Source organism: Mycobacterium lacus (assembly GCF_010731535.1).
GTDB lineage: Bacteria > Actinomycetota > Actinomycetes > Mycobacteriales > Mycobacteriaceae > Mycobacterium > Mycobacterium lacus.
Map to the genome: position 1 here is coordinate 4,800,807 of NZ_AP022581.1, position 25,461 is coordinate 4,826,267.

The window sequence follows — 25,461 nt, forward strand, 5'->3', positions numbered from 1 at the left end:
CCAGGTAGGCGAGATGCCTCAGAAGGAGTATCGATGGTGACGCTGCGAGTGGTTCCTGAAGGGTTGGTGCCCGGTGTCAGTTACGCCGACGGCGGTGCCGTCGTGGCGTCGTATGTGGCCGCGGGCGGTATGGCATGACGGCGTCCATCTGGCTTGCCGCGCCGCCGGAGGTCCATTCGGCGCTGCTGAGCTCCGGTCCGGGCCCTGGTTCGGTGCAGGCCGCCGCGGCGGCGTGGACGTCGCTGAGCGCCCAATACGCCTCAGCGGCAGCAGAACTCACTACGGTGCTGGGCGCGGTACAGGCCGGAACGTGGCAGGGCCCGAGCGCCGAGACGTATGTAGCCGCGCACTGGCCTATGTGGCCTGGCTGACCGAGACCAGTGCCGACAGCGCGGGGGTGGCCGCCCAGCATGAGGTTGCGGCGACGGCCTACACGGCCGCGCTGGCGGAAATGCCGACGTTGGCGGAGCTGGCCGCTAACCACGCCATCCACGCGGTGTTGCTGGCGACGAATTTCTTTGGGATCAATACGATCCCGATCGCGCTCAATGAGGCCGACTATCTGCGGATGTGGATTCAGGCCGCCACCACGATGAGCGTCTACCAGGCGGTGTCGGACGTGGCGTTCGCGTCGGCGCCACGCACGACGCCCGCGCCGGTGCTGCTCAAACCCGGTGTCGGCGCTGCCGGTAACGCCGCTGCCACCACAACCCAATCCGCGGTGGGGGACATCCCGTGGAACCTGATCTGGGAACTCCTCAAGCAAGTGGCAGAAGCGTACCTCGACTTCAACGTGTGGGTGCTCAAGGAGGATGCCCTCTTCCTGCAGGATCCGATCGGAAATCTATGGAAGATGTTCGACGCTTTCATGACCAATCCGGTCAACGCGCTGTTCGAATGGGGTCCGATGATCTTCGCGCTCGGTTACACCGTCGTGGAGGGAGGGGCGCCGGCGGACGCCCTGGCCACGGGCGTTGTTACTGGCGCCTCAACGGCATTGGTGTCCGCGCTGCCGCCCAGTCTGGTTCCGGCCGCCACCGCCCTGATGAATGCCGCCGGGGTGCCAGTGGCGGCCGCGCCGGCCGCTGCGGGGGCGGTTGCTGCCAGTGCCGTGACGCCGCAACTCGGCACCTCCGTCGTACTGCCGGAGGCGACACTAGTTTCGGCGGTGGCGACTGGTCCCGCGGCCTCGCCGGTCTCGGTGGCGGCATCGACCGGGGGTGCTGGCACGTTGGGGTTTGCCGGGACCGCGGCCAAGCAGAACGCCGGAGATCCATGCGGATTGACAATGCTAGCCAACGATGAACCCGGTGGTCCGACGGTGCCGATGCTGCCGGCCACCTGGGTCCCGCAGTGGTTCGGCGAGGCGGCGGTAGGGGGCGTGGGCTGACGACGTGATGGCTCGCAACGGAAAACCCGATAGGCGTCAGCGCTCAACCGCTGCCAATCACCGGCAAGCGCACCGGCGCTTGCGTGATCGGTCGCGGTCGGTGTCGGCCTGTTGCCTGATGTGAAGATGGGCGCGAGGGGGATTCGTTGCCTCTTGTGAACGTGTGCGCTTGTTCATGTGGGCTGGGGCGTCGGGTCCGGCTTTGCTGGTGGCCAGCGTGAGGAGTTGGGCGGTCAGGGCCTGGATCTGGTGTTGGGTGGCGGCGGGATTGATCAGGGAGTAGGTCCGCGTTAGTGCCACGATGCGCTCGACGGTCATGGTGGGGTGATCGATCGCGTGATGGAACGCGGTGGCGGTGGTGTCGTGTTTCTTGGGCACCGTGGCGCCGTTGCGGACTTTAGAGATCGGTTTCTGCTGTGGGTAGAAGTAGTTGGTCAGCTTGGACTGCAACTGCCAGATCTTGTTGAGCGGCAACAGTTCTGCGGGGGTGTCGTGGCGGTGGTAGCCGACCACGGTGCGCACCGCTGCCCCATATTTTTCTGCTCGACGTGATGACCGTCGTTCTTATTGCCCGGTCGCGCCCGGGTGAAGGTGATCTGGCGGTCCTGGCACCATCTGAGCAGGTCTTCGTTGATGAATTCTGATCCGTTGTCGGAGTCCACACCGAGGATCGGGAACGGCATCTTGCGGGCAATGTCATTTAGGGCGGCCGGCACGCATTTGGCGGTCTTGTCCGGCATTGAGCGGTTCTCGGTCCAGCCGGTGGCGATGTCGGTGACCGTCAGCGTGAAGGCATGGCCTCTAGCCCGGTTGCCGCCGTCGCGCCAGACCAGGTCGATCTCGACGAATCCGGGCCGCGCGTCGTCCCACTCGGCCCAGGTGCGCACCGGGATCTGGCTTGTGAGAAGCGATCGCGGCTTTGTCCCCACACGCCCTTGAGCTGGTGTTTGGTCCGCTCACCAGCCAGGCGGCGATCGATGGTGGCCGCTGACATTGACACCAACAGCGCCGCGGTGGCCTCGTCGATGACCAGTTCTCCGAACTGATGCAGCACTGCCACCGGTTGCCTGAGCATCGGCGCAAGCCGTTTGCCGGCGGGCATTGCGGGCACTGTCCAGCGCACCAACGGCGCCGCGGTGACATCAGGCCCGTACTTCACTGGCCGCGGACTGCGCGGGGTGACGATCTTGGGTTGCAGCGCCGCTTTGAGCGCCTTGCGGGCATGGCTGCGGTGCCACCGGGTGTTAGCGCACAACTCGTCGAGAATCCGACTCGTACCGCGGTGGTCTCGGTGATTGCTCTGCGCTCGGCCAACGTCAACCCCATCCACCGGGCGTTCGCGCGCATTTTCAGTGAGGCAACGAATCAGCCTTTCGCGCGCATTTTTCACGGGTCAACGTGGTCGGCGGGGTCTGCTAGTATCGAATGTATGTTCGAAGGGGTGCTCGATCCGGAGGTGGTGGCCCGTTTCGATGAGCACGTCGAGCGGCGCCATCCGTCGACCACTGCGGAGTCGGCGGGGTTGGTGGAGCGGATTTGTGCGGCCGCGCGGGCGGAGAACCGGGCCGCCGCCGCGCAGCTAGTGGCGATCGGGGAGTTGTTCGCCTCTCGGCTCTCGCGCTCTTCGGAGACCGAGGACTGGGCGATCGACACCATGGAGGCGGTGGCCGCGGAGGTGGGTGCGGCGTTGCGGATCAGCCAGGCGCGCGCCGCCGGCCGGCTGCGTTATGCCCGGGCGATGCGTGAGCGGTTGCCCAAGACCGCTGCGGTGTTTGTGGCCGGCGAGATCGACTTTCGGGCGTTTTCCACGATCGTGTTCCGCACCGATCTGATCGTCGACCCCGAGGTGCTGGCGGCGGTGGATGAGTTGGTGGCGCTCAATGTGACGCGCTGGCCCTCGCTGAGCAGCGCCCGGCTGTCCGGGGCGGTCGATAGGATCGTGGCGAAGGTGGATACCGATGCGGTGCGCCGGCGTAAGGAGTATCAGGCCGATCGGCAGATCTCGATCGGACAGGACCAAGACGGCCTCTCGCGCATCGACGGCAGCCTGTACAGCGTCGACGCCCACGCGCTGGACAAGCGGTTGAGCGCGTTGGCGGCCACGGTGTGTGCCCACGATCCGCGCACCCGCGAGCAGCGCCGCGCCGACGCGCTGGGGGCGCTGGCCGCCGGGGCGGATCGGCTGGGCTGTCGCTGCAGGCTCACCGACTGCCCGGCCGCCACCCGCCCGGGCGCGGCCCCGGTGGTGATCCATGTGATCGCCGAACCCGCCACCCTCGAGGGCACCAGCTCGGCGCCAGCCTCGATGGTGGGCGCCGATGGGCTGATCACCCCCGAACTGATCGCCGAGCTCGCCAAGACCGCGAAACTGGTGCCGCTGGCCCACCCCGGCGATGCCCCACCCGAGCCCGGCTATGTGCCCTCGAAGGCGTTGGCCGATTTCGTGCGGTGCCGGGATCTGACCTGCCGCTGGCCCGGCTGTGACCGGCCCGCCGTCGATTGCGATGTGGATCATTCGATCCCCTACGCCCAGGGTGGACCCACCCATGCGGCCAACCTGAACTGCAAATGTAGAACCCATCACCTTGTGAAGACCTTTTGGGGCTGGCGGGAACGGCAACTACGCGACGGGACCCTGATTTTCACCTCACCGTCGGGGCACACCCATGTCACCACCCCGGGCAGCGCGCTGCTGTTCCCAAGTTTGTGCCGCGCGGTCGGCGCTATGCCGGCACCGGAAGCCGACCCCCCGCACGACTACTGCGCCCACCGGACCGCGATGACCCTCTCTGGCAGGGTTAGTTGAGACAGCAGGGTTCGAAAATATCTGACCAGGTATTGAGGGCAAGTAAGGATTGCAACGAACAATGACGGCGACTTTGGCTGAGGTCCGGAAGGGTAGCGCCGATGATGAAGGCGTGGGAACCGATTCGGCCCAGGGTCCGCGGGCGGATCGTCCCCGGCGGCGCAACTTCACCCCGGAGTACAAGGCGGCCATTGTGGCCGAGTACGACGCGTTGACCGAGCCGGGTGCGCGGGGTGCGCTGCTTCGGCGTGAGGGCCTGTACTCATCGCACATCGTGGAGTGGCGCCGAGCGCGCGACGCGGGCGCGTTGGACGGGCTGGCCCGGTCAGGCGGTCGTGGTAAGGACCGCGACCAGGCCGAGATCGAACGGCTACGGAAGCGGGCCGAACGGGCCGAGGCCGAGCTTGAACGCACGAGGGCCGCGTTGGATCTGGTGGGAAAAGCACACGCGCTCTTGGAGACGCTCTCCGAGAGCACGGGCACGCGGCCCGGGTCGAAGAAGTGATCGCACAGTTGCTGCCCGAGGTGGAGCGGCTGACCTCGACCGCGAAGGCGTGCGCGCTGCTGGGCAAGCCGCGCGCGAGCCTGTATCGGCAGCGCAACCGCCCTGCCGGTCCACGCCGCAAACCCGGGCCGAGCGGACCGCCGCCCAATGCGCTCGACGCGGCCGAGCGCACGCAGATCCTTACGGTGTTGTGCCAGCCGCGCTTCGCCGACAAGGCGGTCGCCCGTGTGGGCCGAGCTGCTCGACGAGGGCGTCTACCTGTGCTCGCAGTCCACGATGTACCGGATCCTGCGCACGCACAACATGACCCGCGAACGGCGGCGGGTAGCCACACACCGCCGCGGGTCAAACCCGAGCTGGTCGCCCACCAACCCAACGACGTGTGGTCCTGGGACATCACCAAATTGGCGGGACCGGTGCGCGGCGAGTTCTACCAGCTCTACGTGATGCTGGACATCTTCAGCCGCTACCCCGTCGGCTGGCGCGTCGAGTACCACGAGGACGCCGACATCGCCCAGGACTGGATGGCCGAGCTGACCGCGCTACACGGGCGGCCCGGCGCGATCCACGCCGACCGGGTTCGGCGATGACGTCGAAGAACGTCGCCCAGCTGCTAATCGACCTCGGCGTGGCGCGCAGCCACTGCGCCCACGGGTGTCAAACGACAACCCGTTCAGCGAATCCCAGTTCAAAACGCTGAAGTACCGCAACGATTTTCCCGAACGGTTCGACTCGATCGAGCACGCCCGCACCTGGTGCAAAGACTTCTTCGACTACCTGCGCCACGAGCACCGCCATTCCGCGCTCGGCCTGCACACACGGCGTCGGTGTACTTCGGCACCGCCGCCGACATCCAGGCCAAACGAGCCCGGGTCATGGCCGATGCCTACGCCGCCAACCCCAACCGGTTTAGCAGCCCACCACAGCCCCCGAAACTACCGACCGCGGCATGGATCAACCCACCGACCCCACAACCGAAAATAGTGTCCACATAGTGAGACGCTGTCTCAAACACCTTGACAGCTACCGTGATGCCCAAACGCCGCCGCACCCGCGCCCAAGACCGCGCCCACCGCATCGCCACCGAACGCCGCCACAACCACCACGCCCGCACGGTCGCCCACACCACCCGGCTAGCCGAACCCCCCAACCACCCCGGCCCCGCCCCACCCCACACCGACCACGACCCACCACCATTCTGATGCGGAACAGATCACAACGTGTGGTTGAAAGGTCTTGTTGGGGAGCAGTATTGGAGCTTGTGGCCCCGGTCCATGTTTATGTTGGGCGCTAGCGGCTTGTGGGGTCAGGGTGCTGCTGCCGCCATGCTGGGTGGGCGGGGGCCGTGGGTGCGATGGGTGACGCGCCACGGCCGGGTGGATCGGGAGATCGCCAGCCGCGTGCATGTCATACGAAGGCCGAAGGGGTGGCAAACAGTTTGGTGAATGCCGGCGATCACTGACATCCCTGACCGCGACCGGCTTAGTGCCCTCTTCTTGCGTTAAACACGGTCGACAATCCGTTGCGGCCGTAAATGTTCCGACCTGCCGGGATCACCAGTACGCACGGAAACGCACAGCACTGACCTGCAATCTAGGACGCTGCTGATGTTGTCCCCCTAGCCGTTCGGCACGACGGCAAGCTGGTCACATGAGTCGGGCGAGTCTCCGCGGGTTGGGGTGTTCGTTGTGCCCGCCTCGGAGCGACAAACCCCTTGTGTGCCTTACGTTGTCGCTGTAAGACGGACAAACTGTGCACCGTGTGGGCCCAGATATTCGTGGGACAGATGTGCCTACCGCGAGCCCAGGACACCACCGATCTAGCGACCAAGGATCGCTAGTGACTAAATCAGCAGCACCCCATCCCGGCTGTGGGTTACCGGTTTGTCGCTGGGAAAGTGATTCTCACGCGGTATGACTGAAGGTCTACTAGCTTGGCGCATCGCGGAAACCATTGGGGGCAGCACTGTTTCAGTGAATGCCGGCGCCCAACTTGCGTGGAATCTGCAGGCGGTGTAATTGCCCCCCAAGGGCGCCCGACATAACGATGCTCTGGCGTCGCGTCGGATCCCTGCCCGAAATCCTTTATGGTGCCGAGAATTCGGGTGATATCAGGACGCCTGCGCAAGCCGAGATTGCCCCGGGCGCGTTCCGCGTGGCGTGTACGACAAGCAGACGAGTTGGTGTGCGAAACCTACGGATCCGTCACTTCTGGCTACGTAACCGTAGCCTATCGAAACAGTTGACACCATTTACAATCCGTGAGATTTATTGTCGGGTGCAGGTGCGTCTCGGAAGGAGTGTCGGTAGTGACGTTGCGGGTGGTTCCTGAGGGTTTGGCGGCGGCCAGTGCGGCGGTGGAGGCGCTGACCGCGCGGCTGGCGGCCGCGCACGCTGGTGCGGCGCCGGTGATTACGGCGGTGGTGCCGCCCGCGGCCGACCCGGTGTCACTGCAGACCGCGGCCGGGTTTAGCGCCCTGGGCAACGAGCACGCCGCGGTGGCCGCCGAAGGGGTCGAAGAGCTGGGCCGTTCCGGGATCGGTGTGGGTGAGTCCGCTATCAGTTATGCCGTCGGTGACGCCGCCGCGGCGGCGTCGTATGCGGGTGCGGGTGGTTCGCTGTGACAGCGCCGGTCTGGATGACCGCGCCGCCGGAGGTGCATTCGGCGCTGCTCAGCGCCGGCCCGGGCCCGGCTTCGCTGCAGGCGGCCGCGGCGGGCTGGACATCGCTGAGCACCGAATACGCCGCTGCGGCAGCAGAACTGACCGCAATAGTGGCCGCGGTGCAGGCCGGTGCCTGGCTGGGCCCCAGCGCTGAGGCGTTCGTGGCCGCCAACGTGCCGTACGTGGCGTGGTTGATGCAGGCCAGCGCCGATGCCGCGGCGACGGCCGCCGAGCACGAGACGGTCGCGGCCGCCTATGTCGGCGCGCTGGCGGCGATGCCGACGCTGGCCGAGCTGGCCGCCAACCACGTCACCCACGCGGTGTTGGTGGCGACGAACTTCTTCGGCATCAACACCATCCCCATCGCGCTCAACGAGGCCGACTACGTGCGGATGTGGATCCAGGCCGCCACCACGATGAGCGTCTATGACGCCGCTGCGGGTGCGGCGGTGATCTCGGCACCGCACACCAGCCCCGCACCGGTCATCGTCAAACCCGGCGTGGGTGAGGCCGGCGAACTCGTAACCCTGGCCGGCCAAATCGGACTAGACCCCTGGCACTGGGTTGATTTGGCCCTTGCTTACCTAGTCGTGGCGCTTGAGGATCTTGTAGTCCTGGGGTTGATAGTGGCCATCTCAACGCTATTCGTCATCGGAGCCATCACGCTCCTCACGATTGCGGTCATGATGGTGGTTGTCCTTATTCCTCTACTTCTTTTCAACATGGTGGTGCTCCTCGGCTGGGCGGCCGTCTACCTTGCCATCGCGGCGATCGAATTTGTCATTCAATGGATCATTGGGCACATCATCGGCGCAATAGCCTTGTCGTGGATGGTCCTGCCCGCTCTCTTTAGTCCTTTGACCACGGCAGCCGTTGGTCCCCTGGCGGCGGCGGCCGCGGTACCGGCCGTTGGGTCCGTCACGGGTTTGGCCGGGGTCGGAGCAGCACCGGCGTCGGCGGTCGCCGTTAGCAGTGCGGAGCCGTTGGCGGGTGGTGCTTCTGGCGCGCGGTTGGTGTCGGTGGTGGGTTCTGATCGGGGTGCTGGGGTGTTGGGGTTTGCCGGGACGGCCGGTAAGGAGGCGGTCGCGGCGCCGTGTGGTTTGACGGTGTTGACCGGGGATGGGCTTGGTGGTGGTGTGCGGGTGCCGATGCTGCCGGCGAGCTGGGAGCCGAATGTGGTTGGCGCCGTGTGCTAACGGCGTTGTTAAGGGAAACCCGAAAAAGAGAGGGATCGTGATGAGTTTGTTGGATGCCCATATTCCGCAGTTGGTGGCCTCGCAGTCGGCGTTTGCCGCCAAGGCGGGGTTGATGCGCCACACGATCGGTCAGGCCGAGCAGTCGGCGATGTCGGCGCAGGCGTTTCACCAGGGGGAGTCCGCGGCGGCGTTTCAGGGTTCGCATGCCCGGTTTGTGGCCGCGGCCGCCAAGGTCAACGCCTTGCTGGATCTCGCGCAGGCCAACCTGGGTGATGCCGCGGGCACCTATGTGGCCGCCGATGCCGCCGCCGCGTCCAGCTACACCGGGTTCTAAAGCCGCCCGTTACTGATTATCGAAGGGGTTTGTGATGTCGCAGATTATGTACAACTACCCGGCGATGATGGCCCACGCTGGGGACATGTCGGGGTATGCGGGCACGCTGCAGAGCCTGGGCGCCGATATCGCCAGCGAGCAGGCCGCGCTGTCGAATGCCTGGCAGGGTGATACCGGGATCACCTATCAGGGTTGGCAGGCGCAGTGGAACCAGGGGCTGGAGGACCTGGTGCGGGCCTATCAGTCGATGGCCTCCACGCATGAGGCCAACACCATGGCCATGTTGGCCCGCGACGGCGCCGAAGCCGCCAAATGGGGCTAACCCGTTCGTCGGTTAGCTAGATGGAAACAGCACCCAACGCCGTCGAAATGACGGTCGATCACGCCTGGTTCATCGCCGAAACCATCAAGGCCGCAACGTGACGCTGCACATACGGCGGCCCGGCGTGGGCTGGCCGGGGACCGAGCGGATCACCCTGGCGCTGCTGGCTGTGCTGCCCGGGGTGATGGCATACCCATGGAGGTCGACACGCGACCAATGGGTGCTGGGTGTCGCTGCTTGCGTTGTGGTCGTGCTGCTCGGCTGGTGGCGTGGGCTTTATCTCACCACGATCCTGCGCCGCCGAGTGGCGGTGGCGCGTCGCCACCGAAAATCTGCGTCCGAAGCAAGCATCGACGTCAAGACCACCGCGTTGCTACGCGTGTGGCCGCTGGTCCCCGACGCGCACGCGTTACCGTTGCCGCTGATCGCCGGCTACCTGAACCGCTACGGCATCCGCGCGCAGAAAATCCGAATCACCAACCGAGACATAGGAACTGATGTCTGGGAAACCTGGATCGGGTTGACGGTGTCAGCCGTCGACAACCTGGCGGCATTACAGGCACGCTCGCCACGCATTCCGTTGCACCAGACCACCGAAGTCGCAGCGCGCCGGCTTGCTGACCACCTACGCGAGGTCGGGTGGGCGGCCAGCGTGGCCGGGCCCGACGACGTGCCACCGTTGGTCGCCCGGTCGGCGCGTGAGACCTGGCGCGGGGTGCTACGCGAGGTTTCCAAAGGCAGCGGGGATTACGTTGCGGCCTACCGGATCACCGTAGACGACGCGCTGTCCGATACCCTCGCCGCGATCCGGTCCTATCCGGCGCGCGAGACCTGGACGGCGCTGGAGATCGCCGACGGCCACGCTGGCCGGACGCTGGCCGCCGCATGCGCCTTCCGCACCGGTGAACGGCACCGGGGTGCCGGGCCGTTGGCCGGGCTGATTCCACAACACGGCAACCACCGAACGGCGCTGATGACGTTAAATCCCTTGTCGACACAGCGCCTCGACGGGCACACAGGCGTGCCCGGCGACCTGCTTGCGCGGCTCCGTTGGCGTACCGTGACACACTCGCTTCACGCCGCGCACCCCGGCCGCCGTTTCGGCACACGACCCCGTGCGAAACAGGCCGCACCCGAATAGCAACCGTCCGGCGTTCAACGCCGGACAATCACCGGCAAGCGGGCTCGGATGCGGTAGGTGGCCGGGCCGCTGCCAAACCATCTCTTACACGACCGACTCAGCACGCTTTGCTCGGCGTAGCCGAGTTCGCGGGCCAGGTGCGACAGGCTCATACCCGTGGTCCGCAGGTAGCGGTCGGCGATGTCCTTACGGACCTGATCGACCAGAGCGCCGAACGTGGTGTTCTCGTCGGCTAGCCTGCGCTGCAATGTCTTTGGGTGTAGGTGGAACTGATCGGCTACCACGTCCAGCGTCGCCGCCCCGGTGGGTAGCAACTGGCGCACGATGGTGCGCACCGATTCCACGATCCCGGCGCCCAACGGGGTGATGCTGCTCAGGTAGTCGACGACGGCGCGATGAGCGACGTCATCGTGGTTCAGGGTGCGGCGCAGGTCGGCGGAGCGCAAGGTGAAACCCGCGGTGCGTTCGGCGAAGCACGGCCTGCAGCCGAAGTACTCCACATACGTGGCTTGGGGGTTGAGCGGGTCGTGGGGCAGGTGCACCGACAGGCTCGAGTAGTCGGCGCCCATCAGCAGGCGGAACACCCCTAGCGAGACGCCCAACGCCAGTTCGGTCGTCTGCGGGCATGGTGTCGCCTCGTCGAGCATGAACTCGACCGCGATGAATGATTGTTGCGGATCGATCAGCGGCATGATGCGGATGACGATCGCCGGGCTGTATGCCGCCATGAACGTGTTGAAGATCGCCAAGGCGTCGGCCACCGTCGCCGCGGTGCGGGCGGCGACGCCGACGGGACCCAGGATCTCGATGCCCTGCCGCTTTGCCAACCGTCGGCCGAAATCCGGTGTGGCCGTGGCCTCGGCGGCCGATTCGATCGCCCGTATCGCCGCGCGGAGCGGAATGAACGCGTCGTAGTTGCCGACGTCCCGGGCGCGGATGCCTGCCGCGCGCAGCAGGCCGGTCGGGTCACCGCCCAGTTCGGAAACCAGGCCCGAGTAGTTCGACAGCGCGGTCCCGCGCACCACGGACATGCGGTCGACCCTCAGCGGATCGGCTCGATATGTCAAGCACAGGGCCGGGTCAACGATTCGTTGGTCGCGGTGGATCGGACGCCAGTGGACTCTTGACGTGTGGACTTTGGCCTGTCCGCCCGGCGCTGAAGGTGAAGCGCCACGTGGTGATGGAACGCGCCGCCGGTGCGGTCGCTCTCGTCCTAAAGCTTGTAACCGATGGCGCGCAACAGGTCTCGTCGCTCGGCCACCTCACGATCGGTCTCCACTCCCACCGGGGTCTGCCCGTCGATGACGCCCGCGATGCCGCGCCCGCGCGGCGTCACGGCGACGAGGATGTCGACCGGGTTGGCCGTGGCGCAGTGGATCGAGCAGACCTCGGGCACCGCCTTTACCGGGTTGAGCACGTTGACCGGAAATCCCTCGCGCAAGAAGATCACGAAACAGTGCCCGGCCGCGATGGCCAGCGCGGCTCGGGTCGCGAGTTCGACCAACTCGGCATCGTTTCCCGTGCGGCGAACCAATCTCGGTCCCGACGCCTCACAGAAGGCCAGCCCGAATCGTAGCGATGGGCTCACCCCGACCAGCGCCTCGTGCAGGTCTTCGACCGTCTTGATGAAGTGCGCCTGCCCGACAATTACGTTGACATCGTCCGGCTTCTCAACGGACACCAAATCCCAGGACAGCGACGTCTCGGACACAAACCCAGTCACAGACACATGCTGCCACCAACGGTCCGCGTTCGGGATGGTTCGGTGTCGGGCAGCTCGGTGCGGAGGAATCGGCAGAGCGAGTATTCGAGGCCCGGATCGAGCGCCGAGGTGGCTTCGGTCAGTCGATGGTCGGGAACCGACGCCGATGGTCTTCCGCCGGGTTTCGCCGATCGCGGGAGAGGGATGGAACCCCCGCATTTGCGCCCGGTGTGATGTCGATGAGTGCTCGAAATGCCGTTTGCAATTATGCGCCGATATGTTCCGCGCAGCGCGCGTCCGGACCCTGCGTCGAGGTATGGCGGCGCAAACAACTGCATAATTGTGCAGGCGCCCACGGGCGACATTCTTAGACTCGGGCTATGACAATCATGCGCGCGGCCGATGAAAGACCCGACTATTCCAAGATTGAGAAGCGCGCGCCGTCGGTGGCCCAGATGTTCCTCGACCGCGTCGCCGCCACCCCGCAGGCCGAGGCGTTTCGATATCCGCGTGGCGAGGGATGGGAGAGCGCTACCTGGCAGCAGGTCAACGACCGCGTCCAGCGAATCGCCGCGGGGCTGATCTCGCTGGGCATCGCCCCCGAGGACCGCGTCGCCCTGGCGTCGGCGACGCGCTATGAGTGGGTGCTTGTCGATTTCGCGGTGCTGTGCGCCGGCGCGGCCACCACCACGGTGTATCCGACGACCAACGCCGGCGACGTCGCTTACATCGTCGCGAACTCGGGAAGCCGGGTGGTGGTTGCCGAGGATCAGGCTCAGGTCGACAAACTGATTGAGCGCCGCGCCGGCCTCCCCGACGTCCAGAAGGTCGTGATCATCGACGGCACCGGCGACGGCGACTGGGTGATCACGCTTGACGAACTCGAGCAGCGCGGCAAGCAGGTGCTGGCGGACACACCCCACGCGGTCGAGGACCGGGTGCACGCGATTCGCCCCGAGCACCTCGCCAGCATCATCTACACGTCGGGCACGACCGCTAGGCCGAAGGGCGTGCGGCTCACCCACGCGGCCTGGACGTACACCGCGGCGGCGATCGATTCGGCGAACATTCTCCGTCCCGACGACGTGAACTACCTGTGGCTGCCGCTGGCGCACTCGTTCGGCAAGGTGATGCTGGCGCTGCCGCTGGTGCTGGGGTTTACGACGGCCATCGATGGCCGCGTCGACAAGATCGTCGAGAACCTCGCGGTCATCCGTCCCACCGTCATGGGCGCCGTGCCGCGCATCTTCGAGAAGGTCCACGCCCGCGTCCAGGGAATGATCGACGAGGAAGGCGGGCTGAAAAAGCGGATCTTCGACTGGGGGATCGGAGTCGGCCTGCAGGTTTCGCGGTCCATGCAGGCCGGCCGCAAGCCGTCGCTCGCCCTCGCGCTGCAGCACAAGCTGGCCGACAAATTGGTGTTCTCCACCATCCGCGCGCGGTTCGGCGGCCGGCTGCGGTTTTTCATCTCCGGGTCCGCGGCCCTGGACCGCGACGTCGCCAAGTGGTTCGACGCCGTCGGCATCGCCGTGCTCGAGGGCTATGGCCTCACCGAAACATCGGCCGCGTCGTTTATCAACCGCCCCAACGCTTATCGGCTCGGCACCGTCGGCTGGCCGTTCCCCGCCACCGAGGTCAACATCGCCGACGACGGCGAGATCCTGCTCAAGGGCCCCGGTGTGATGACCGGCTACCACGATCTGCCCGAGGCCACTGCCGAGGCACTCGATTCCGACGGGTGGTTCCACACCGGCGACATCGGGGAGATCGACGCCGATGGCTTCCTGCGGATCACCGACCGCAAGAAGGACATGTTCAAGACGTCGCAGGGCAAATACGTCGCGCCGTCGGCCATCGCCGCGACCTTCAACGGCATCTGCCCCTACGCCAGCGTGCTGATCGTCTACGGCGAGAACCGCCCGTACTGCGTCGCGCTCGTCGGCCTCGAATCCGAAGCGATCACCGAGTGGGCGGCCAAGCAGGGCATGGGCGAGCGGTCCTTCGCCGAGATCGCGCGCGACGACAAGACCCGCGAGCTCATCGGTAGATACATCGACCAGTTGAACGACCACCTGAACCGCTGGGAGCAGATCAAGAGGTTCGCGATCATCGACCGGGAGCTGTCGGTCGAAGCCGGCGACCTGACACCGAGCCTGAAGCTGAAACGGAAAGTCGTCATCGACAACTTCAGCGATCGTCTCGAGGCGCTTTACCGGCAGTGAAACGCGTGGCGCGCCCTGCGTTGACGTCGGAGGCCCTGACTACTTCGGCGCGAGCTGTGTGAGCGCGGGTCCGTTCGGTGAGGACGACCTGGAAGCCCGTGCGCCGTTCAACAACTATTACGAGGAGCGACGTTGTGAAGCCGCCTTCGCGTCGCGCATCGATCGCGGTCTAATAGGTGGATGGACCTGATGATGCCCACCGACTCGATGTTTCTGTTCGCTGAATCCCGTGAGCACCCCATGCACGTGGGTGGATTGCAGTTGTTCGAGCCACCGGAGGGCGCGGGCCCGGAATTCGTCCGGGGGTTCTACGACGCCCTGGTCGCCAACGACGAATTCCAGCCGGTATTCCGCAAGCACCCCGCGACGATCGGCGGCGGAATCGCCCGCGTGGCATGGGCCTACGACGACGACATAGACGTCGACTACCACGTCCGGCGTTCGGCGCTGCCGTCGCCGGGACGGGTCCGCGACCTGCTCGAGCTGACCTCTCGGCTGCATACCAGCCTGCTCGATCGCCACCGCCCGCTGTGGGAACTCCACGTGGTGGAGGGACTGAACGACGGCCGGTTCGCCCTGTACACCAAGATCCACCACGCCCTGATGGACGGTGTTACGGCGGTGAAGCTGATGCAGCGCACGCTGTCGGCCGACCCGGACGACACCGAGGTCCGGGCGATGTGGAACCTACCTCGGCGACCGCGCCGGCAATCCAGCGGCTCCTTCTCGTTGGGCTCGCTGGCCAAGATGGCGGGATCCGTTGTGGGACTTGCCCCTTCGACGTTGAAGCTGGCCTACGCCGCGCTCTTCGAGCAGCAGCTGACCCTGCCGTTCGCGGCGCCGCACACCATGTTCAACAGAAAGGTCGGGGGAGCCCGCCGGTGCGCTGGCCAGTCCTGGTCGCTGGACCGCATCAAGAGCGTCAAGCAGGCGGCCGGAGTGACCGTCAACGATGCCGTCCTGGCGATGTGCGCCGGCGCCCTGCGTTACTACCTGATCGAGCAGAATGCGCTGCCGGGCCGGCCGCTGATCGCGATGGTTCCGGTGAGCCTGCGGTCGAAGGAGGACGCCGACGGCGGTGGCAATTTGGTCGGCAGCATCTTGTGCAACCTCGCAACCCACCTTGAGGATCCCGCGGCGCGGATCGAGGCCATCAGCGAGTCGATGCGCGCCAACAAGAAGGTGCTCTCCGAATTGCCGCAGCTGCATGTCCTGGCATTGTCGGCGCTCAACATGGCGCCGCTGACGCTGGCGGGTGTGCCGGGGTTCCTCTCCACGGTGCCGCCACCGTTCAACATCGTCATCTCGAACGTGCCGGGACCGGCGCAGCAGATGTATTACGGCGGTGCCCGGCTGGACGGAAGCTACCCCCTGTCCAACATCCCGGACGGGCAAGCGTTGAACATCACCCTGGTCAATAACGCCGGCAATCTCGATTTCGGTCTGGTCGGATGTCGGCGAAGCGTGCCACACCTACAGCGACTACTCGCGCACCTGGAGTCGTCGCTCAAGGATCTAGAAGTCGCGGTCGGGGTCTGACAGAACGCGCGCCATGCCCAAGCTCAGCGCGGGTGTGCTGGTGTACCGGGTCCGCGACGGGGCTATCGAGGTCCTGATCGCGCATCCGGGCGGCCCGTTTTGGGCCCGAAAGGACGACGGGGCCTGGTCAATCCCGAAAGGCGAGTACGCCGACGGCGACGATCCCTGGGCGGCCGCCCGGCGCGAGTTCGCCGAGGAGCTCGGGCTGCCGGTGCCGGACGGGCCGCGAATAGACCTCGGCTCGCTGAAGCAGCCCAGCGGCAAGGTGGTCACCGCCTTCGCCGTCCACGGTGACCTGGACGTCACCGAAACGCGCAGCAACACTTTCGAACTGGAGTGGCCCCGAGGCTCGGGCAGGGTCCGCGAGTTCCCCGAGGTCGATAGGGTCGGCTGGTTTCCGGTGGCGCGGGCATACACCAAGCTGCTCAAGGGGCAGCGCGCATTTCTCGATCGGTTGCTGGCGCACCCGGCGGTAGCGGGGTCACCCGAAGGGACGTGAGAGCCGCCTGGGATAGATCAGCCGGTGGACCAGGACGAAGATCACCGTCGCCGCCACCACGACCGTCACCACCGCGGCCAACAGGATCAGCTCTATCGGAACATCGACGTTGTCGTAGACGACGATCACTTGCCGGTAGGCATCGTCGTTTTGGGCGTTGCCGAACGTGAAATCCGAGGAGATCCGCGCCGTCTGGTAGATGTCGGCCTGCATCTTGGTCAGGTACGAGCCGTGGTTGGCGGCCAGCTCGCGCAGCAGCGGGTCACGTACGGAATCGGAAACGTTGCCGGCGTACTGGATCTGGGTGGCCTGGGTGGAAGCGTCGGGGTCGGTGCGCCGCTGACGGTGGTCGGACAGCGTGAGGATGGTGACGTGCTGCGGATCCGCGGCCGCCACCGAGAGCCGCATGGGATAGACCAGCCGGGACGACCGGAAGGTCATCCGCACCGGATCGAGCCCGCCCACTATCGGGGCCGCGCTGGTCAGCCGCATCGCCACGAACGCCCAGCCCTCACGCACGTACGGCTCCAGCGCCTGGGCCACCGCCGGCCGGATGGAATAGCCGTTGTCGGCTAGCCAGCTTTGCAGGCCGGCCAGGTCGCCGCCGGCTAGGGTGGTGGCCTCCAGTGGGCCCAGCTGAACCTGATTGACCACGTCGGGCGCCCTGGCGGCGGTCGCCCCCTCGCGCGGCGCGGAGGCGGCGAGCATGAGGCTCAGTCGCCAACGTCGCTGGTGCTGGATCTGCGGCGCGGTGAGCTCGTCCAACTCGATGAAGGTTGCCTTGTCGCCCGCCGTGACGGTCGCCGGCGTGGGGGTGGGGACCACCAAGGCGACGTCAGTGGCGGTGGAGTCCATCGCGAGCCGCATCAGGATGGTCTCGGTTGTCCCGTCCCAATGCACCAGCGCCACTTCATGATTCATCTTGGCTTGGGAGCCGCCCGGAGCGATTGCGGCACCGCACGCGCATGCGTAACTCGGCGCGGCCAGCATGCTTGTTGTGGCGGCCAGCAGGGCGACGCTCAACGCTATTCGACACGCGCGCAGCACCGTCATGGCGCAATGTTACGTGCGGGTTGGCCCGCGGCGGCCCGCTTTGAAAACCGCTTTGAAAGACGGCGCAGGCACAATGTGAGGATGACGACCGCGCCGACCGAGCGGGCCGAATCTCACGCGTTGCTGCTACAGCTGCTGGACCCGGCCAACCGGGTCGACCCCTACCCGGTCTACGCGCAGTTTCGTGACCGCGGACCGCTGCTGCTACCCGAGGCCAACCTGGCCGTCTTCTCGGCCTATCGCGACTGCGACGAGGTTTTGCGGCATCCGTCTTCGAGCAGTGATCGGCTCAAGTCGACGATCGCGCAGCGTCAGATCAGCGACGGCACGGCGCCGCGCCCGCTGGGCCCGCCGGGATTTCTGTTCCTCGATCCGCCCGACCACACCCGGCTGCGCAAGCTGGTGAGCAAGGCTTTCGCGCCGAAGGTGGTCAATGCGCTGCGACCCGATATCGGCGCCCTGGTGCAGGGATTGCTGGATCGGATCGCCGAAAAGGGCCGATTCGACGTCATCAGCGACTTCGCCTACCCGCTGCCGGTGGCCGTCATTTGCCGGCTGCTCGGCGTGCCGCTCGAGGACGAGCCGCGGTTCAGCCACGCGTCCGCGCTGCTGGCGCAGTCGTTGGACCCGTTCGTCTCGTTCACCGGCGAAGCGGCGAGCGGCGTCGACGACCGGCTAAGGGCCGCTCGGTGGCTGCGCGAATACTTTCATGACCTGATTGAGCAGCGGCGATCGCGGCCGGGCGACGACCTGATGTCCGGTCTGATCGCGGTGGAGGAGTCCGGCGATCAGCTGACCGCCGACGAGATCGTCGCCACCTGCAACCTGCTGCTGATCGCGGGCCACGAGACCACCGTGAACCTGATCGCGAACGCCGTCCTGGCGCTGTTGCGGCATCCCGTGCAGTGGACAGCCCTGGGCGCCGACGCCGGTCGGGCCCCGGCCGTCGTCGAGGAGACGCTGCGTCTCGACCCGCCCGTGCAACTGGCCGGCCGAATTGCCGTCGACGACATGACGATTGGGGAGGTCGAGGTGCCACGCGGCGACACCATGATGCTGTTGCTGGCCGCGGCCCAGCGCGATCCCGCCGAGTTCGACCGCCCGGAGGCCTTCGATCCCGATCGGGGGACGTTGCGGCACTTGGGCTTTGGCCGTGGCGCGCACTATTGCCTGGGCGCTCCGCTGGCGCGGCTGGAGGCCGGCGTGGCGCTCTCCGCGGTGACGGCGCGCTTCCCGGACGCGCGGCTGGACAGCGAGCCGCGGTATAAGCCGAACGTCACGCTGCGCGGATTGTCGGCGCTGACGGTCGCGGTTTAGACGATCGAACCCGTACCCAAGCCGTTATTGCCGGTCGCGCGCGAACCCGCCAAGTTGATCGCAAGCGGTATGGGTGCGCCCACCGCATCGGTGGCTTCCGCGTCGCGATAGGCGCCGATCGTGTACTCACCGTCGACCTCGATTGCGAACGAGAGGTCGTAGGTGAAACACCGGTACTTGGAAGGCTTGTCGTCCTCGTCGGGCCAGTCCCAACTCGATCGGATCACTCCGCGTCGCTCCCCGCGGGGATCTTTGCACACGACATATATCTCCGGCTCGTAGTCCCCGCCCGCCGGGGCGTGGACCACGAGAACGACCGGAATCGTAAGCCAGAGGGGGATTTGGTCGACCGCATAGCTGGTCGTTGGTATGCGCATGGCGTCGATCGCGCCACCGTCCATCTTGGCGGAACCGGCTACCAAAAGTGCAGCTACATGCATCCCGACAGCTTAACGGCGACTTCGGCGAGAAACCATTAATGCGTCCCGAGGCCGGGGACGATGTCGTCGAGGCTGAAGGTGAGTGGCTGGTCAAGTTGGGCGTAGGTGCACGAGCGTGGGTCCCGGTCGGGACGCCACCGGCTGAACTGGGCGGTGTGGCGGAACCGCACACCCTCCATGTGGTCGTAGCGGACCTCGACCACCCGCTCGGGTCGCAGCGGCACGAAGGACAGGTCCTTGCCGGCGTTCCATCGGGAGAACCCGTTCTTGCGGGGGGTGCGTTCGCCGGCTTGGTGGGCGGCCCAGGTCCACGGGTGGTCATCGAAACTGGTGACCAGCGGCTGCAGTTCGGCGAACAGCCGCCGCCGCTGCGCCATCGGGAAGGCGCCGATCACGCCGACCGACGCGAGTTGGCCGTCGTCCTGGTAAAGCCCCAGCAGCAGCGAGCCGATCGCGTCAGCGCCGGACTTGTGCACTCGATACCCGGCGACCACGCAGTCGGCGGTCCGTTCGTGCTTGATCTTGAACATCACCCGCTTGTCCGGCTGGTACGTGATGGTCAGCGGCTTGGCGATGACGCCGTCCAGACCGGCCCCCTCGAACTTCTCGAACCATTGCCGCGCGGTCGCCAGATCGGTGGTCGCCGGCGTGACGTGGATCGACGGACCGGAACCGGAGAGCGCGTCGACCAGGGCGGCGCGGCGCTCGCTGAATGGGCGGTCGGTGTAGTCGTCGCCGCCGAGGGCGAGCAGGTCGAACGCGATGAAGGAAGCCGGCGTGTGCTCGGCGAGCAGTCGCACTCGCGAATCGGCGGGGTGGATGCGCTGTTGCAGCGCCTCGAAGTCCAGGCCGTGGTCGGTGGCGATGACGATCTCGCCGTCGATCACGCACCGTCGTGGCAGTTCGGCCTTGACCGCCGCGACCAGCTCGGGGAAGTAGCGGGTCATCGGTCGCTCGTTGCGGCTGCCCAGCTCGACCTCGTCGTTGTCGCGGAAGCAGATGGACCGGAAGCCATCCCATTTGGGCTCATACGACGAATCAGGTGGGATCTTCCAGACCGATGTGGCCCCGACCGATTTGGCCAGCATCGGCGAGACCGGCGGCATGACGGGTAAGTCCATTGATTCATTCTGGCCCGGGGCATGCTGGAATCCAGCTATGGCCGCCGCAGCAGAAGAAGTCGACGTCGACGGCATCGCGGTTCGGCTCACCAGCCCGGACAAGGTGTATTTTCCCCGGCTGGGGTCGAACGGCACGAAACGACGGCTCGTCGACTACTACCTCGCCGTGGCGGGGGGCCCTATGCTGGCCACGCTGCGCGACCGGCCCACCCATCTGCAGCGGTTCCCGGACGGCATCGACGGCGAGGAGATCTACCAGAAGCGGGTTCCGCTGCACCATCCCCACTACCTGCAGACCTGCCGGGTGACGTTCCCGTCCGGACGGACCGCCGACGCGCTGAGGGTGACCCACCCTGCCGCCATCGTCTGGGCGGCGCAGATGGGCACCATCACCCTGCACCCGTGGCAGGTGCGCTGCCCCGACACCGAGCACCCCGACGAGTTGCGCATCGACCTGGACCCGCAGCCCGGCGTCGGATTTCGGGAGGCGCGGACGGTTGCCGTCGATGTGTTGCGGCCGCTGCTCGACGGACTCGGGCTGGTCGGATATCCCAAGACATCCGGGGGCCGCGGGATCCACGTGTTCCTGCGGATCGCCACCGACTGGGACTTCGTCCAAGTGCGCCGGGCGGGCATCGCGCTGGCACGCGAGGTGGAACGTCGCGCGCCGGACGCGGTGACGACGGCCTGGTGGAAGGAGGAACGGGGCGCGCGGGTCTTCATCGACTTCAACCAGAACGCGCGCGACCGCACCATGGCGTCGGCGTATTCGGTGCGGCCCACCCCGATCGCGACCGTGTCGACGCCGCTGACGTGGGACGAGCTGGCCGGCGCCGATCCGGACGACTACACCATCGCGACCGTGCCCGACCTGGTGCGGGATCGCGCGGACCCGTGGGCCGCCATGGCCGACGTGGCGCACTCGATTGCCCCGCTGCTGGAGATGGTTGCGGCCGACGAGGAGCGTGGGCTCGGCGACATGCCCTATCCGCCGAATTATCCCAAGATGCCGGGCGAGCCGAAACGCGTTCAGCCGAGCCGTGATACGGATCGGAAGCGGTCGAAGCAGACGGCCGTGGTTAACGGAAAGCAGTGCGGCCTTCGATCATAGGAAGTGCGAGCGCCAGAGTACTAGCGTCGCAATCGCGCCCAGAACCTAGTTGGATGACGGTAGCTCCCAGCCGAGTTCGCGGACATGCTGCGCAGTGTTGGCGCGGAAGAATCGAAAGCGTTGAAAGGCCAGGAACCGCTGGCGCACGACTTGCGGTTCGATCCCTACGCCGATCATCACATGTGCACCCGACATCGACTCCACGTCGGGCGCACACCCGCGCCAAGATGTACTGTCGCTTGACGTTAGTAACGCTCGACGTTAGCGACGGCGACACCCAGAAGATCTGGGATTTGTCCGGTCTGAAGGGGATCAGTAAGGAGCTGGCGAAGGCGGCCCGCCGGAAGATGCAGATCCTCGATGCCGCAGAGAACATCAACGACCTACGGGTTCCTCCGGGCAACCGCCTGGAAAAGCTCCAACCGCCCCGCGAAGGACAACACAGTATCCGCGTCAAAGACCAATATCGCATCTGCTTCAAATGGAGTAACGGTGGCGCGGATGATGTCGAATTGGTCGACTACCACTGAGAGGAGGAGACAAGTGGCTGATTTCTCCCCTACCCACCCCGGCGAGATCCTCGCCGAGGAGTTCCTTGCGCCGATGGGGATCACCCCCTACCGGCTTGCCAAGGCGATCGGGGTATCACAAACGCGTGTGGGTGAGATCCTCGCTGGCGAGCGCCGGATTACCGCCGATACGGGGCTGCGGCTGTCGCGGGCACTGGGTCTCAGCGACATGTTCTGGATCAACCTGCAGGCACGCTACGACGCCGATGTAGCTCGCATCGAAAAGGGTGAAGAGCTGAGGCGCATTCACCCCATGGCCGCCTCCGGCTAGTTACAGAATCAGCGGAATAGGTAGATCACCCAGGCTTTAGCGCTACACCAGCTCCATGATCTGTGGCAATGCCTCACGGGCCGCGATCCGGCCCGCTTCGCGGGCGCGGTCGATCTGGTGGTACTCCATCAGTCCGACACCGGTTGGGTTGGGCTTGATCACCAGGTCGGCCTGGGCCAGCATCGCCTCGGACACCATCGCGCTGCTGATCGTCATCGTGCGCAGGAGGGTGTCGGTGAGGCCGGGCACCCGTGGTTTGCGGCGACGGTTGCTGCCCGACGCGGGGCTTGGGTTGGCGCTGGAGGCTATGTTCACCGCGATCAGGGGGCCGTCCTTGCCCACCAGCGTGGTGACGGGGACGTTGTCCAGAACGCCACCGTCGACGTGCAGCGTGCCGTTGTAGGGCATCGGCGCATACAGGAAGGGCAGTCGCATCGAGCAGCCGATGACGTCGGCCAGTGGCCCGCGGCGGTGGACGACCGGTCGGCGGGCCAGCAGGTCGACGCTGACGCAGCGGAAGTGGTTTGGCAGCTCCTCCACCAACCGGTCTCCGAAGATGCTGCGTAGGGAGGCCTGGGTGCGCTTCCCGCGGATGAGCCCCTTGCTCGGCAGGGTGTAGTCGCCGTGGCTCTTGCGCACGAAGTGCTCGTAGATGTACGCATCCACACTGGCCGCGTCCATGCCGCTGGCCGCCAGCGCGGCGATGATTGCCCCCATGCTGGTGCCGGCAAAGCGGTCGACGGTGACCCCGGCGGCCTCCAACTCCTCGAGCACGCCGAGGTGAGCGCACGCCCGTGCGGCCCCACCGCCGAGGACCAGCCCGACGGAACGACCGGCGATGCGCGCGGCGAGCACCCGCAGGTCATCGGCGACATGGGCGCGCCGGACTGCATGCGTCGACCGCGGCGTGATCAATTCCTCCCAGCCACGCCGGTGCTCGCGGGCGGCGGATGGTCCTGCTAGTACCAGGTCAGCCCCGGTCGCTCGGGCCGGCAGCGGTGCCGAAGGCGGCGTCGGGTTGCCGGCGACCAGCACCACGCGATCGGCGACGCGCAGACAGAACTCCCGCCACGGGCCGTCGTTGACGGTCGCCTGTAATACCACCCGGTCGGCGGACTGCTCGGCGCGTTCCAGCCCGTCGCGGTTGACCCGGCCGGGGGCGATGGCGCGTAGCCGTTTCGACAGTGCGGCGCACAACTCGGTGGCCACCATTGCCACGGGCGCGTTGGCGTCGACACCGATGACCGCGACAACGACCTCGGGCGTTGTCCGCTGCGATGCCGTGCGCGTCTGGTGCTGCCGGTTGGCCAAGAGCTTCGCCAGTGCCCCGAGCACGCTGGCGTCGGCGATCTGCTCGAATTGGGCCTTGGTCAGTCGGAGCAGGGACGTGTCGCGGATGGCCCGCACCGTCGCGGAGCGCGCCGTGCCGAGCAGCAGCCCAAGCTCGCCGACCACCTGGCCGCGGCCCAGCTCGGCGAGCACGCCGTGCTCGTCGAGGACTTGCAGGCGGCCGCGGCGCACCACATAGAGCGCATCCGACACGTCGCCGGCGCGGAACAAGTATGCGCCCGCTTGCAGCTCAACATGCTCGGCGTGGCCGTGCAGTTCCGGCAGGGCCTGCAGCATGTCGATATCGAGGGAAACCGAGGGCGACGGAGCGGCCGGTGGGGGTGCCGGCGGCTGCGCTCCCAACGGAGTGACCGGTGGCGCGGGTGTGGGTTCGACTGGCTCCGCAGGCACTGGGCGGATGCGACCCAGCATCACCGCACCGATCGCGACCGCCACGAAGCAGATCGCGGCCATCGCCCATCCGCGGCGCAGGGCCTCCTCGGCCTCGCCCCGCGCCGGCGTGCCGATCAGGATCACCAGCAGCGCGACGCCGACGACGGCGCCCACTTGGCGGATGGTGCCGGTCACCGCCGAAGCGGTGGCGTAGCTGCCGCCTTTGGCCAGCCTGGCCAGGGCGGCGCTGCCGAGCAGCGGGAACGTGGCGCCCACCCCGACGCCTTGCAGGATCTGGCCGGGCAGCCATTCACCGAGGAAATCGGGCTTGGACCCGACGAACTCGAGGTACCACAGCAGGCTGCCGGCCCAGACCAGCGCACCGACGCCGATGATGACGCGGTAGCCGTGCCGGTCGGCGACGCGGCCAAGCAGTCCGGCGACGACGGCGGCGACAAACGCGGCGGGGGCGACGGCCAGGCCAGCCTGTAACAGTGTGTAGCCCCACACGTAATTCAGGAACAGCACGTGCGTCAGTAGATAGGCGTAGAAACCGGCGCTGGCCACAGCGGTGAGCCCGCTGCCGGCCACGAACGACCGGATACGCAAGAGCGCGGGCTCGACCAGCGGCGCCGGGTGGTGTCGCGAGCTCATGACGAATCCGACCATCGCGACCGCCGCGGCCACCAACGACCCGATTGCCGGCAGGCTGGCCCAACCCCAGTCCGGGCCCTTGATCAACCCCAGCGTCAGAAAGCCGAGCGCGATGGCCAACAGCGCCGCGCCACGCAGGTCAGGCACGCGCCGCCGTCCGGAGGCCCGGCTCTCCACCAGCGCCCGCCGAGCGGCCAGCATGGCCAGCACCCCCAGTGGGAGGTTCACCAGGAACACCCACCGCCAGTTCAACGCCTCTACGAGGGCGCCACCGATCGGCGGGCCCAGGCCGGCGGCGATGGCCCCGGCAGCGCCCCACAGATTTACCCCGTGCGCGCGCCGTTCGGCCGGGAAGGCCTCGACGACGAGCCCGAGCGAAGCGGGTACCAGAACCGCGGCGCTCACACCCTGCAGCACGCGAAACGCCACCAGCTGTCCGACGCTGTCGGCGATCGCGCACAGCCCGGACGCGACGGTGAACAACACCACGCCATAGATGAACACCCGCTTGCGGCCCAGCAGGTCGGCGAGCTTGCCCGAGGCCACCAGAAACGCCGCGAAGACGATGTTGTAGGCGTTGAGCACCCACGACAGGTCGGTGATGTCGCTGTGGAAATACCTCTGGATGTCGGGAAACGCGACGTTGACGATCGTGGAGTCAAGGAAAGCGAGGAAGGCGCCGAAAGCCGCCACCAGCAGCACTGTCGCCGAGGAGGGCTGGCGGCGTCGGGTAAGCGGGGTGGGCGGGGAGCCGGCGCGCCGGGCCCGTCCGCCGGGTCCGGCGCGCCCGCTGTCGACGACGGGCGCGGCGTTCCGGGCGGGGACGGTGTGGACGGTCATGGTGGACTCCAGGTTCGGTGGGGTCGGTGCTGGTCAGGGAATGCG

The 25,461-nt window shown here is 66.8% G+C and carries 25 protein-coding genes and 3 pseudogenes; 20 read left to right on the top strand and 8 right to left on the bottom strand.

Annotated elements, in window-relative coordinates:
- Nucleotides 1–134 precede the first annotated feature (134 nt).
- Together G6N24_RS25175 and G6N24_RS25180 are read left to right on the top strand one after the other, a co-directional pair.
- A pseudogene (locus G6N24_RS25175) lies at nucleotides 135–577 on the top strand (PPE family protein); the annotation flags it as partial.
- 468 nt (nucleotides 578–1,045) lie between these two features.
- Nucleotides 1,046–1,390, top strand: a complete 345-nt coding sequence (locus tag G6N24_RS25180; RefSeq protein ID WP_232070841.1) for a PPW family C-terminal domain-containing PPE protein — start codon at nucleotides 1,046–1,048, stop codon at nucleotides 1,388–1,390.
- A 57-nt stretch (nucleotides 1,391–1,447) separates the two neighbouring features.
- Here the strand turns inward: G6N24_RS25180 and G6N24_RS25185 are convergent, their stop codons facing one another.
- Together G6N24_RS25185 and G6N24_RS25190 are read right to left on the bottom strand one after the other, a co-directional pair.
- A complete protein-coding gene (locus G6N24_RS25185; RefSeq protein WP_232070642.1) occupies nucleotides 1,448–1,840 on the bottom strand; it encodes a hypothetical protein in 393 nt (130 codons plus the stop codon).
- Entirely contained in the window at nucleotides 1,825–2,277 is a 453-nt protein-coding gene (locus tag G6N24_RS25190; protein WP_232070643.1) for an integrase catalytic domain-containing protein, read from the bottom strand. Before G6N24_RS25190 ends, G6N24_RS25185 begins: the two co-directional genes overlap by 16 nt.
- A gap of 542 nt (nucleotides 2,278–2,819) precedes the next feature.
- Here G6N24_RS25190 and G6N24_RS22195 point away from each other — a divergent pair.
- The 11 genes and pseudogenes from G6N24_RS22195 to eccE form a co-directional block, all read left to right on the top strand.
- Nucleotides 2,820–4,172, top strand: a pseudogene (locus G6N24_RS22195) (HNH endonuclease signature motif containing protein); the annotation flags it as partial.
- A gap of 85 nt (nucleotides 4,173–4,257) precedes the next feature.
- The gene (locus tag G6N24_RS23960) at nucleotides 4,258–4,701 is read left to right on the top strand and encodes a transposase (RefSeq protein WP_179963428.1); all 444 of its coding nucleotides are present in this window, start codon (nucleotides 4,258–4,260) and stop codon (nucleotides 4,699–4,701) included.
- Nucleotides 4,698–5,291: an integrase catalytic domain-containing protein gene (locus G6N24_RS25195; RefSeq protein WP_232070644.1), complete on the top strand. Its 594-nt coding sequence runs from the start codon at nucleotides 4,698–4,700 to the stop codon at nucleotides 5,289–5,291. The genes G6N24_RS23960 and G6N24_RS25195 overlap by 4 nt, the downstream gene beginning before the upstream one ends.
- Nucleotides 5,292–5,355: 64 nt before the next feature.
- Nucleotides 5,356–5,457: pseudogene (locus G6N24_RS25200) on the top strand (IS3 family transposase); the annotation flags it as partial.
- 71 nt (nucleotides 5,458–5,528) lie between these two features.
- Entirely contained in the window at nucleotides 5,529–5,696 is a 168-nt protein-coding gene (locus G6N24_RS25205; RefSeq protein WP_232070645.1) for a hypothetical protein, read from the top strand.
- A gap of 21 nt (nucleotides 5,697–5,717) precedes the next feature.
- Nucleotides 5,718–5,903 (top strand): hypothetical protein, encoded by a 186-nt coding sequence (locus G6N24_RS22210; RefSeq protein ID WP_163745373.1) that lies wholly within the window; start codon nucleotides 5,718–5,720, stop codon nucleotides 5,901–5,903.
- Nucleotides 5,904–7,009: 1,106 nt separating this feature from the next.
- Nucleotides 7,010–7,324: a PE family protein gene (locus G6N24_RS22215; protein ID WP_085158494.1), complete on the top strand. Its 315-nt coding sequence runs from the start codon at nucleotides 7,010–7,012 to the stop codon at nucleotides 7,322–7,324.
- Nucleotides 7,321–8,559, top strand: coding sequence for a PPE family protein (locus G6N24_RS22220; RefSeq protein ID WP_085158492.1), 1,239 nt, complete (start codon nucleotides 7,321–7,323; stop codon nucleotides 8,557–8,559). Before G6N24_RS22215 ends, G6N24_RS22220 begins: the two co-directional genes overlap by 4 nt.
- A gap of 40 nt (nucleotides 8,560–8,599) precedes the next feature.
- On the top strand, nucleotides 8,600–8,893 hold the full coding sequence (gene esxG, locus G6N24_RS22225; protein WP_163745606.1) for a type VII secretion system protein EsxG: 294 nt from the start codon (nucleotides 8,600–8,602) through the stop codon (nucleotides 8,891–8,893).
- Between the two features lie 34 nt (nucleotides 8,894–8,927).
- Entirely contained in the window at nucleotides 8,928–9,215 is a 288-nt protein-coding gene (locus tag G6N24_RS22230) for a WXG100 family type VII secretion target (RefSeq protein WP_163745607.1), read from the top strand.
- Between the two features lie 97 nt (nucleotides 9,216–9,312).
- Complete coding sequence (eccE, locus tag G6N24_RS22235) at nucleotides 9,313–10,356, top strand: type VII secretion protein EccE (protein WP_372514564.1); 1,044 nt, start codon at nucleotides 9,313–9,315, stop codon at nucleotides 10,354–10,356.
- A gap of 14 nt (nucleotides 10,357–10,370) precedes the next feature.
- Here eccE and G6N24_RS22240 read toward each other — a convergent pair whose 3' ends face one another.
- Both G6N24_RS22240 and G6N24_RS22245 read right to left on the bottom strand, forming a co-directional pair.
- Nucleotides 10,371–11,387 (bottom strand): AraC family transcriptional regulator, encoded by a 1,017-nt coding sequence (locus tag G6N24_RS22240; RefSeq protein ID WP_085158875.1) that lies wholly within the window; start codon nucleotides 11,385–11,387, stop codon nucleotides 10,371–10,373.
- A 182-nt stretch (nucleotides 11,388–11,569) separates the two neighbouring features.
- Nucleotides 11,570–12,067, bottom strand: a complete 498-nt coding sequence (locus G6N24_RS22245) for an adenosine-specific kinase (RefSeq protein ID WP_179963511.1) — start codon at nucleotides 12,065–12,067, stop codon at nucleotides 11,570–11,572.
- A gap of 371 nt (nucleotides 12,068–12,438) precedes the next feature.
- On the opposite strand from G6N24_RS22245, the gene G6N24_RS22250 reads away from it, so the two are divergent.
- The 3 genes from G6N24_RS22250 (at nucleotide 12,439) to G6N24_RS22260 (ending at nucleotide 16,318) form a co-directional block, all read left to right on the top strand.
- Entirely contained in the window at nucleotides 12,439–14,280 is a 1,842-nt protein-coding gene (locus tag G6N24_RS22250) for an AMP-dependent synthetase/ligase (RefSeq protein WP_085158871.1), read from the top strand.
- Nucleotides 14,281–14,460: 180 nt separating this feature from the next.
- Nucleotides 14,461–15,819, top strand: coding sequence for a WS/DGAT/MGAT family O-acyltransferase (locus G6N24_RS22255; RefSeq protein ID WP_085158869.1), 1,359 nt, complete (start codon nucleotides 14,461–14,463; stop codon nucleotides 15,817–15,819).
- Between the two features lie 13 nt (nucleotides 15,820–15,832).
- Nucleotides 15,833–16,318: an NUDIX domain-containing protein gene (locus G6N24_RS22260; protein WP_085158867.1), complete on the top strand. Its 486-nt coding sequence runs from the start codon at nucleotides 15,833–15,835 to the stop codon at nucleotides 16,316–16,318.
- Here the strand turns inward: G6N24_RS22260 and G6N24_RS22265 are convergent.
- Complete coding sequence (locus G6N24_RS22265; RefSeq protein ID WP_085158865.1) at nucleotides 16,301–17,371, bottom strand: DUF2330 domain-containing protein; 1,071 nt, start codon at nucleotides 17,369–17,371, stop codon at nucleotides 16,301–16,303. The two genes, G6N24_RS22260 and G6N24_RS22265, sit on opposite strands and share 18 nt — an antisense overlap.
- An 81-nt stretch (nucleotides 17,372–17,452) precedes the next feature.
- Between G6N24_RS22265 and G6N24_RS22270 the strand changes: the two genes are divergently transcribed.
- A complete protein-coding gene (locus G6N24_RS22270) occupies nucleotides 17,453–18,688 on the top strand; it encodes a cytochrome P450 (protein WP_085158863.1) in 1,236 nt (411 codons plus the stop codon).
- On the opposite strand, the gene G6N24_RS22275 is transcribed toward G6N24_RS22270, so the two are convergent.
- Nucleotides 18,685–19,128: a hypothetical protein gene (locus G6N24_RS22275; protein ID WP_139822290.1), complete on the bottom strand. Its 444-nt coding sequence runs from the start codon at nucleotides 19,126–19,128 to the stop codon at nucleotides 18,685–18,687. The two genes, G6N24_RS22270 and G6N24_RS22275, sit on opposite strands and share 4 nt — an antisense overlap.
- A 35-nt stretch (nucleotides 19,129–19,163) precedes the next feature.
- Nucleotides 19,164–20,249: an ATP-dependent DNA ligase gene (locus G6N24_RS22280; RefSeq protein WP_085158859.1), complete on the bottom strand. Its 1,086-nt coding sequence runs from the start codon at nucleotides 20,247–20,249 to the stop codon at nucleotides 19,164–19,166.
- A 37-nt stretch (nucleotides 20,250–20,286) separates the two neighbouring features.
- On the opposite strand from G6N24_RS22280, the gene G6N24_RS22285 reads away from it, so the two are divergent.
- From G6N24_RS22285 to G6N24_RS22295, 3 genes are all read left to right on the top strand, one after another.
- Nucleotides 20,287–21,360, top strand: a complete 1,074-nt coding sequence (locus G6N24_RS22285) for a DNA polymerase domain-containing protein (RefSeq protein ID WP_085158857.1) — start codon at nucleotides 20,287–20,289, stop codon at nucleotides 21,358–21,360.
- 239 nt (nucleotides 21,361–21,599) lie between these two features.
- A complete protein-coding gene (locus G6N24_RS22290) occupies nucleotides 21,600–21,890 on the top strand; it encodes a type II toxin-antitoxin system RelE/ParE family toxin (protein WP_232070646.1) in 291 nt (96 codons plus the stop codon).
- Between the two features lie 13 nt (nucleotides 21,891–21,903).
- Nucleotides 21,904–22,200: a HigA family addiction module antitoxin gene (locus G6N24_RS22295; protein WP_232070647.1), complete on the top strand. Its 297-nt coding sequence runs from the start codon at nucleotides 21,904–21,906 to the stop codon at nucleotides 22,198–22,200.
- Between the two features lie 42 nt (nucleotides 22,201–22,242).
- Here G6N24_RS22295 and G6N24_RS22300 read toward each other — a convergent pair whose 3' ends face one another.
- Nucleotides 22,243–25,416, bottom strand: a complete 3,174-nt coding sequence (locus G6N24_RS22300; protein ID WP_085158851.1) for an MFS transporter — start codon at nucleotides 25,414–25,416, stop codon at nucleotides 22,243–22,245.
- Nucleotides 25,417–25,461: the final 45 nt, after the last annotated feature.

Coding starts and splice junctions, on each gene's coding strand:
- G6N24_RS22250 (WP_085158871.1), top strand. CDS start 12,439: ATGACAATCATGCGCGCGGCCGATGAAAGACCCGACTATTCCAAGATT.
- G6N24_RS22255 (WP_085158869.1), top strand. CDS start 14,461: ATGGACCTGATGATGCCCACCGACTCGATGTTTCTGTTCGCTGAATCC.
- G6N24_RS22270 (WP_085158863.1), top strand. CDS start 17,453: ATGACGACCGCGCCGACCGAGCGGGCCGAATCTCACGCGTTGCTGCTA.
- G6N24_RS22260 (WP_085158867.1), top strand. CDS start 15,833: ATGCCCAAGCTCAGCGCGGGTGTGCTGGTGTACCGGGTCCGCGACGGG.
- G6N24_RS25180 (WP_232070841.1), top strand. CDS start 1,046: ATGAATGCCGCCGGGGTGCCAGTGGCGGCCGCGCCGGCCGCTGCGGGG.
- G6N24_RS22280 (WP_085158859.1), bottom strand. CDS start 20,249: ATGGACTTACCCGTCATGCCGCCGGTCTCGCCGATGCTGGCCAAATCG.
- esxG (WP_163745606.1), top strand. CDS start 8,600: ATGAGTTTGTTGGATGCCCATATTCCGCAGTTGGTGGCCTCGCAGTCG.
- G6N24_RS23960 (WP_179963428.1), top strand. CDS start 4,258: ATGACGGCGACTTTGGCTGAGGTCCGGAAGGGTAGCGCCGATGATGAA.
- G6N24_RS22240 (WP_085158875.1), bottom strand. CDS start 11,387: ATGTCCGTGGTGCGCGGGACCGCGCTGTCGAACTACTCGGGCCTGGTT.
- G6N24_RS22285 (WP_085158857.1), top strand. CDS start 20,287: ATGGCCGCCGCAGCAGAAGAAGTCGACGTCGACGGCATCGCGGTTCGG.
- G6N24_RS22265 (WP_085158865.1), bottom strand. CDS start 17,371: ATGACGGTGCTGCGCGCGTGTCGAATAGCGTTGAGCGTCGCCCTGCTG.
- G6N24_RS22230 (WP_163745607.1), top strand. CDS start 8,928: ATGTCGCAGATTATGTACAACTACCCGGCGATGATGGCCCACGCTGGG.
- G6N24_RS22300 (WP_085158851.1), bottom strand. CDS start 25,416: ATGACCGTCCACACCGTCCCCGCCCGGAACGCCGCGCCCGTCGTCGAC.
- G6N24_RS22275 (WP_139822290.1), bottom strand. CDS start 19,128: ATGCATGTAGCTGCACTTTTGGTAGCCGGTTCCGCCAAGATGGACGGT.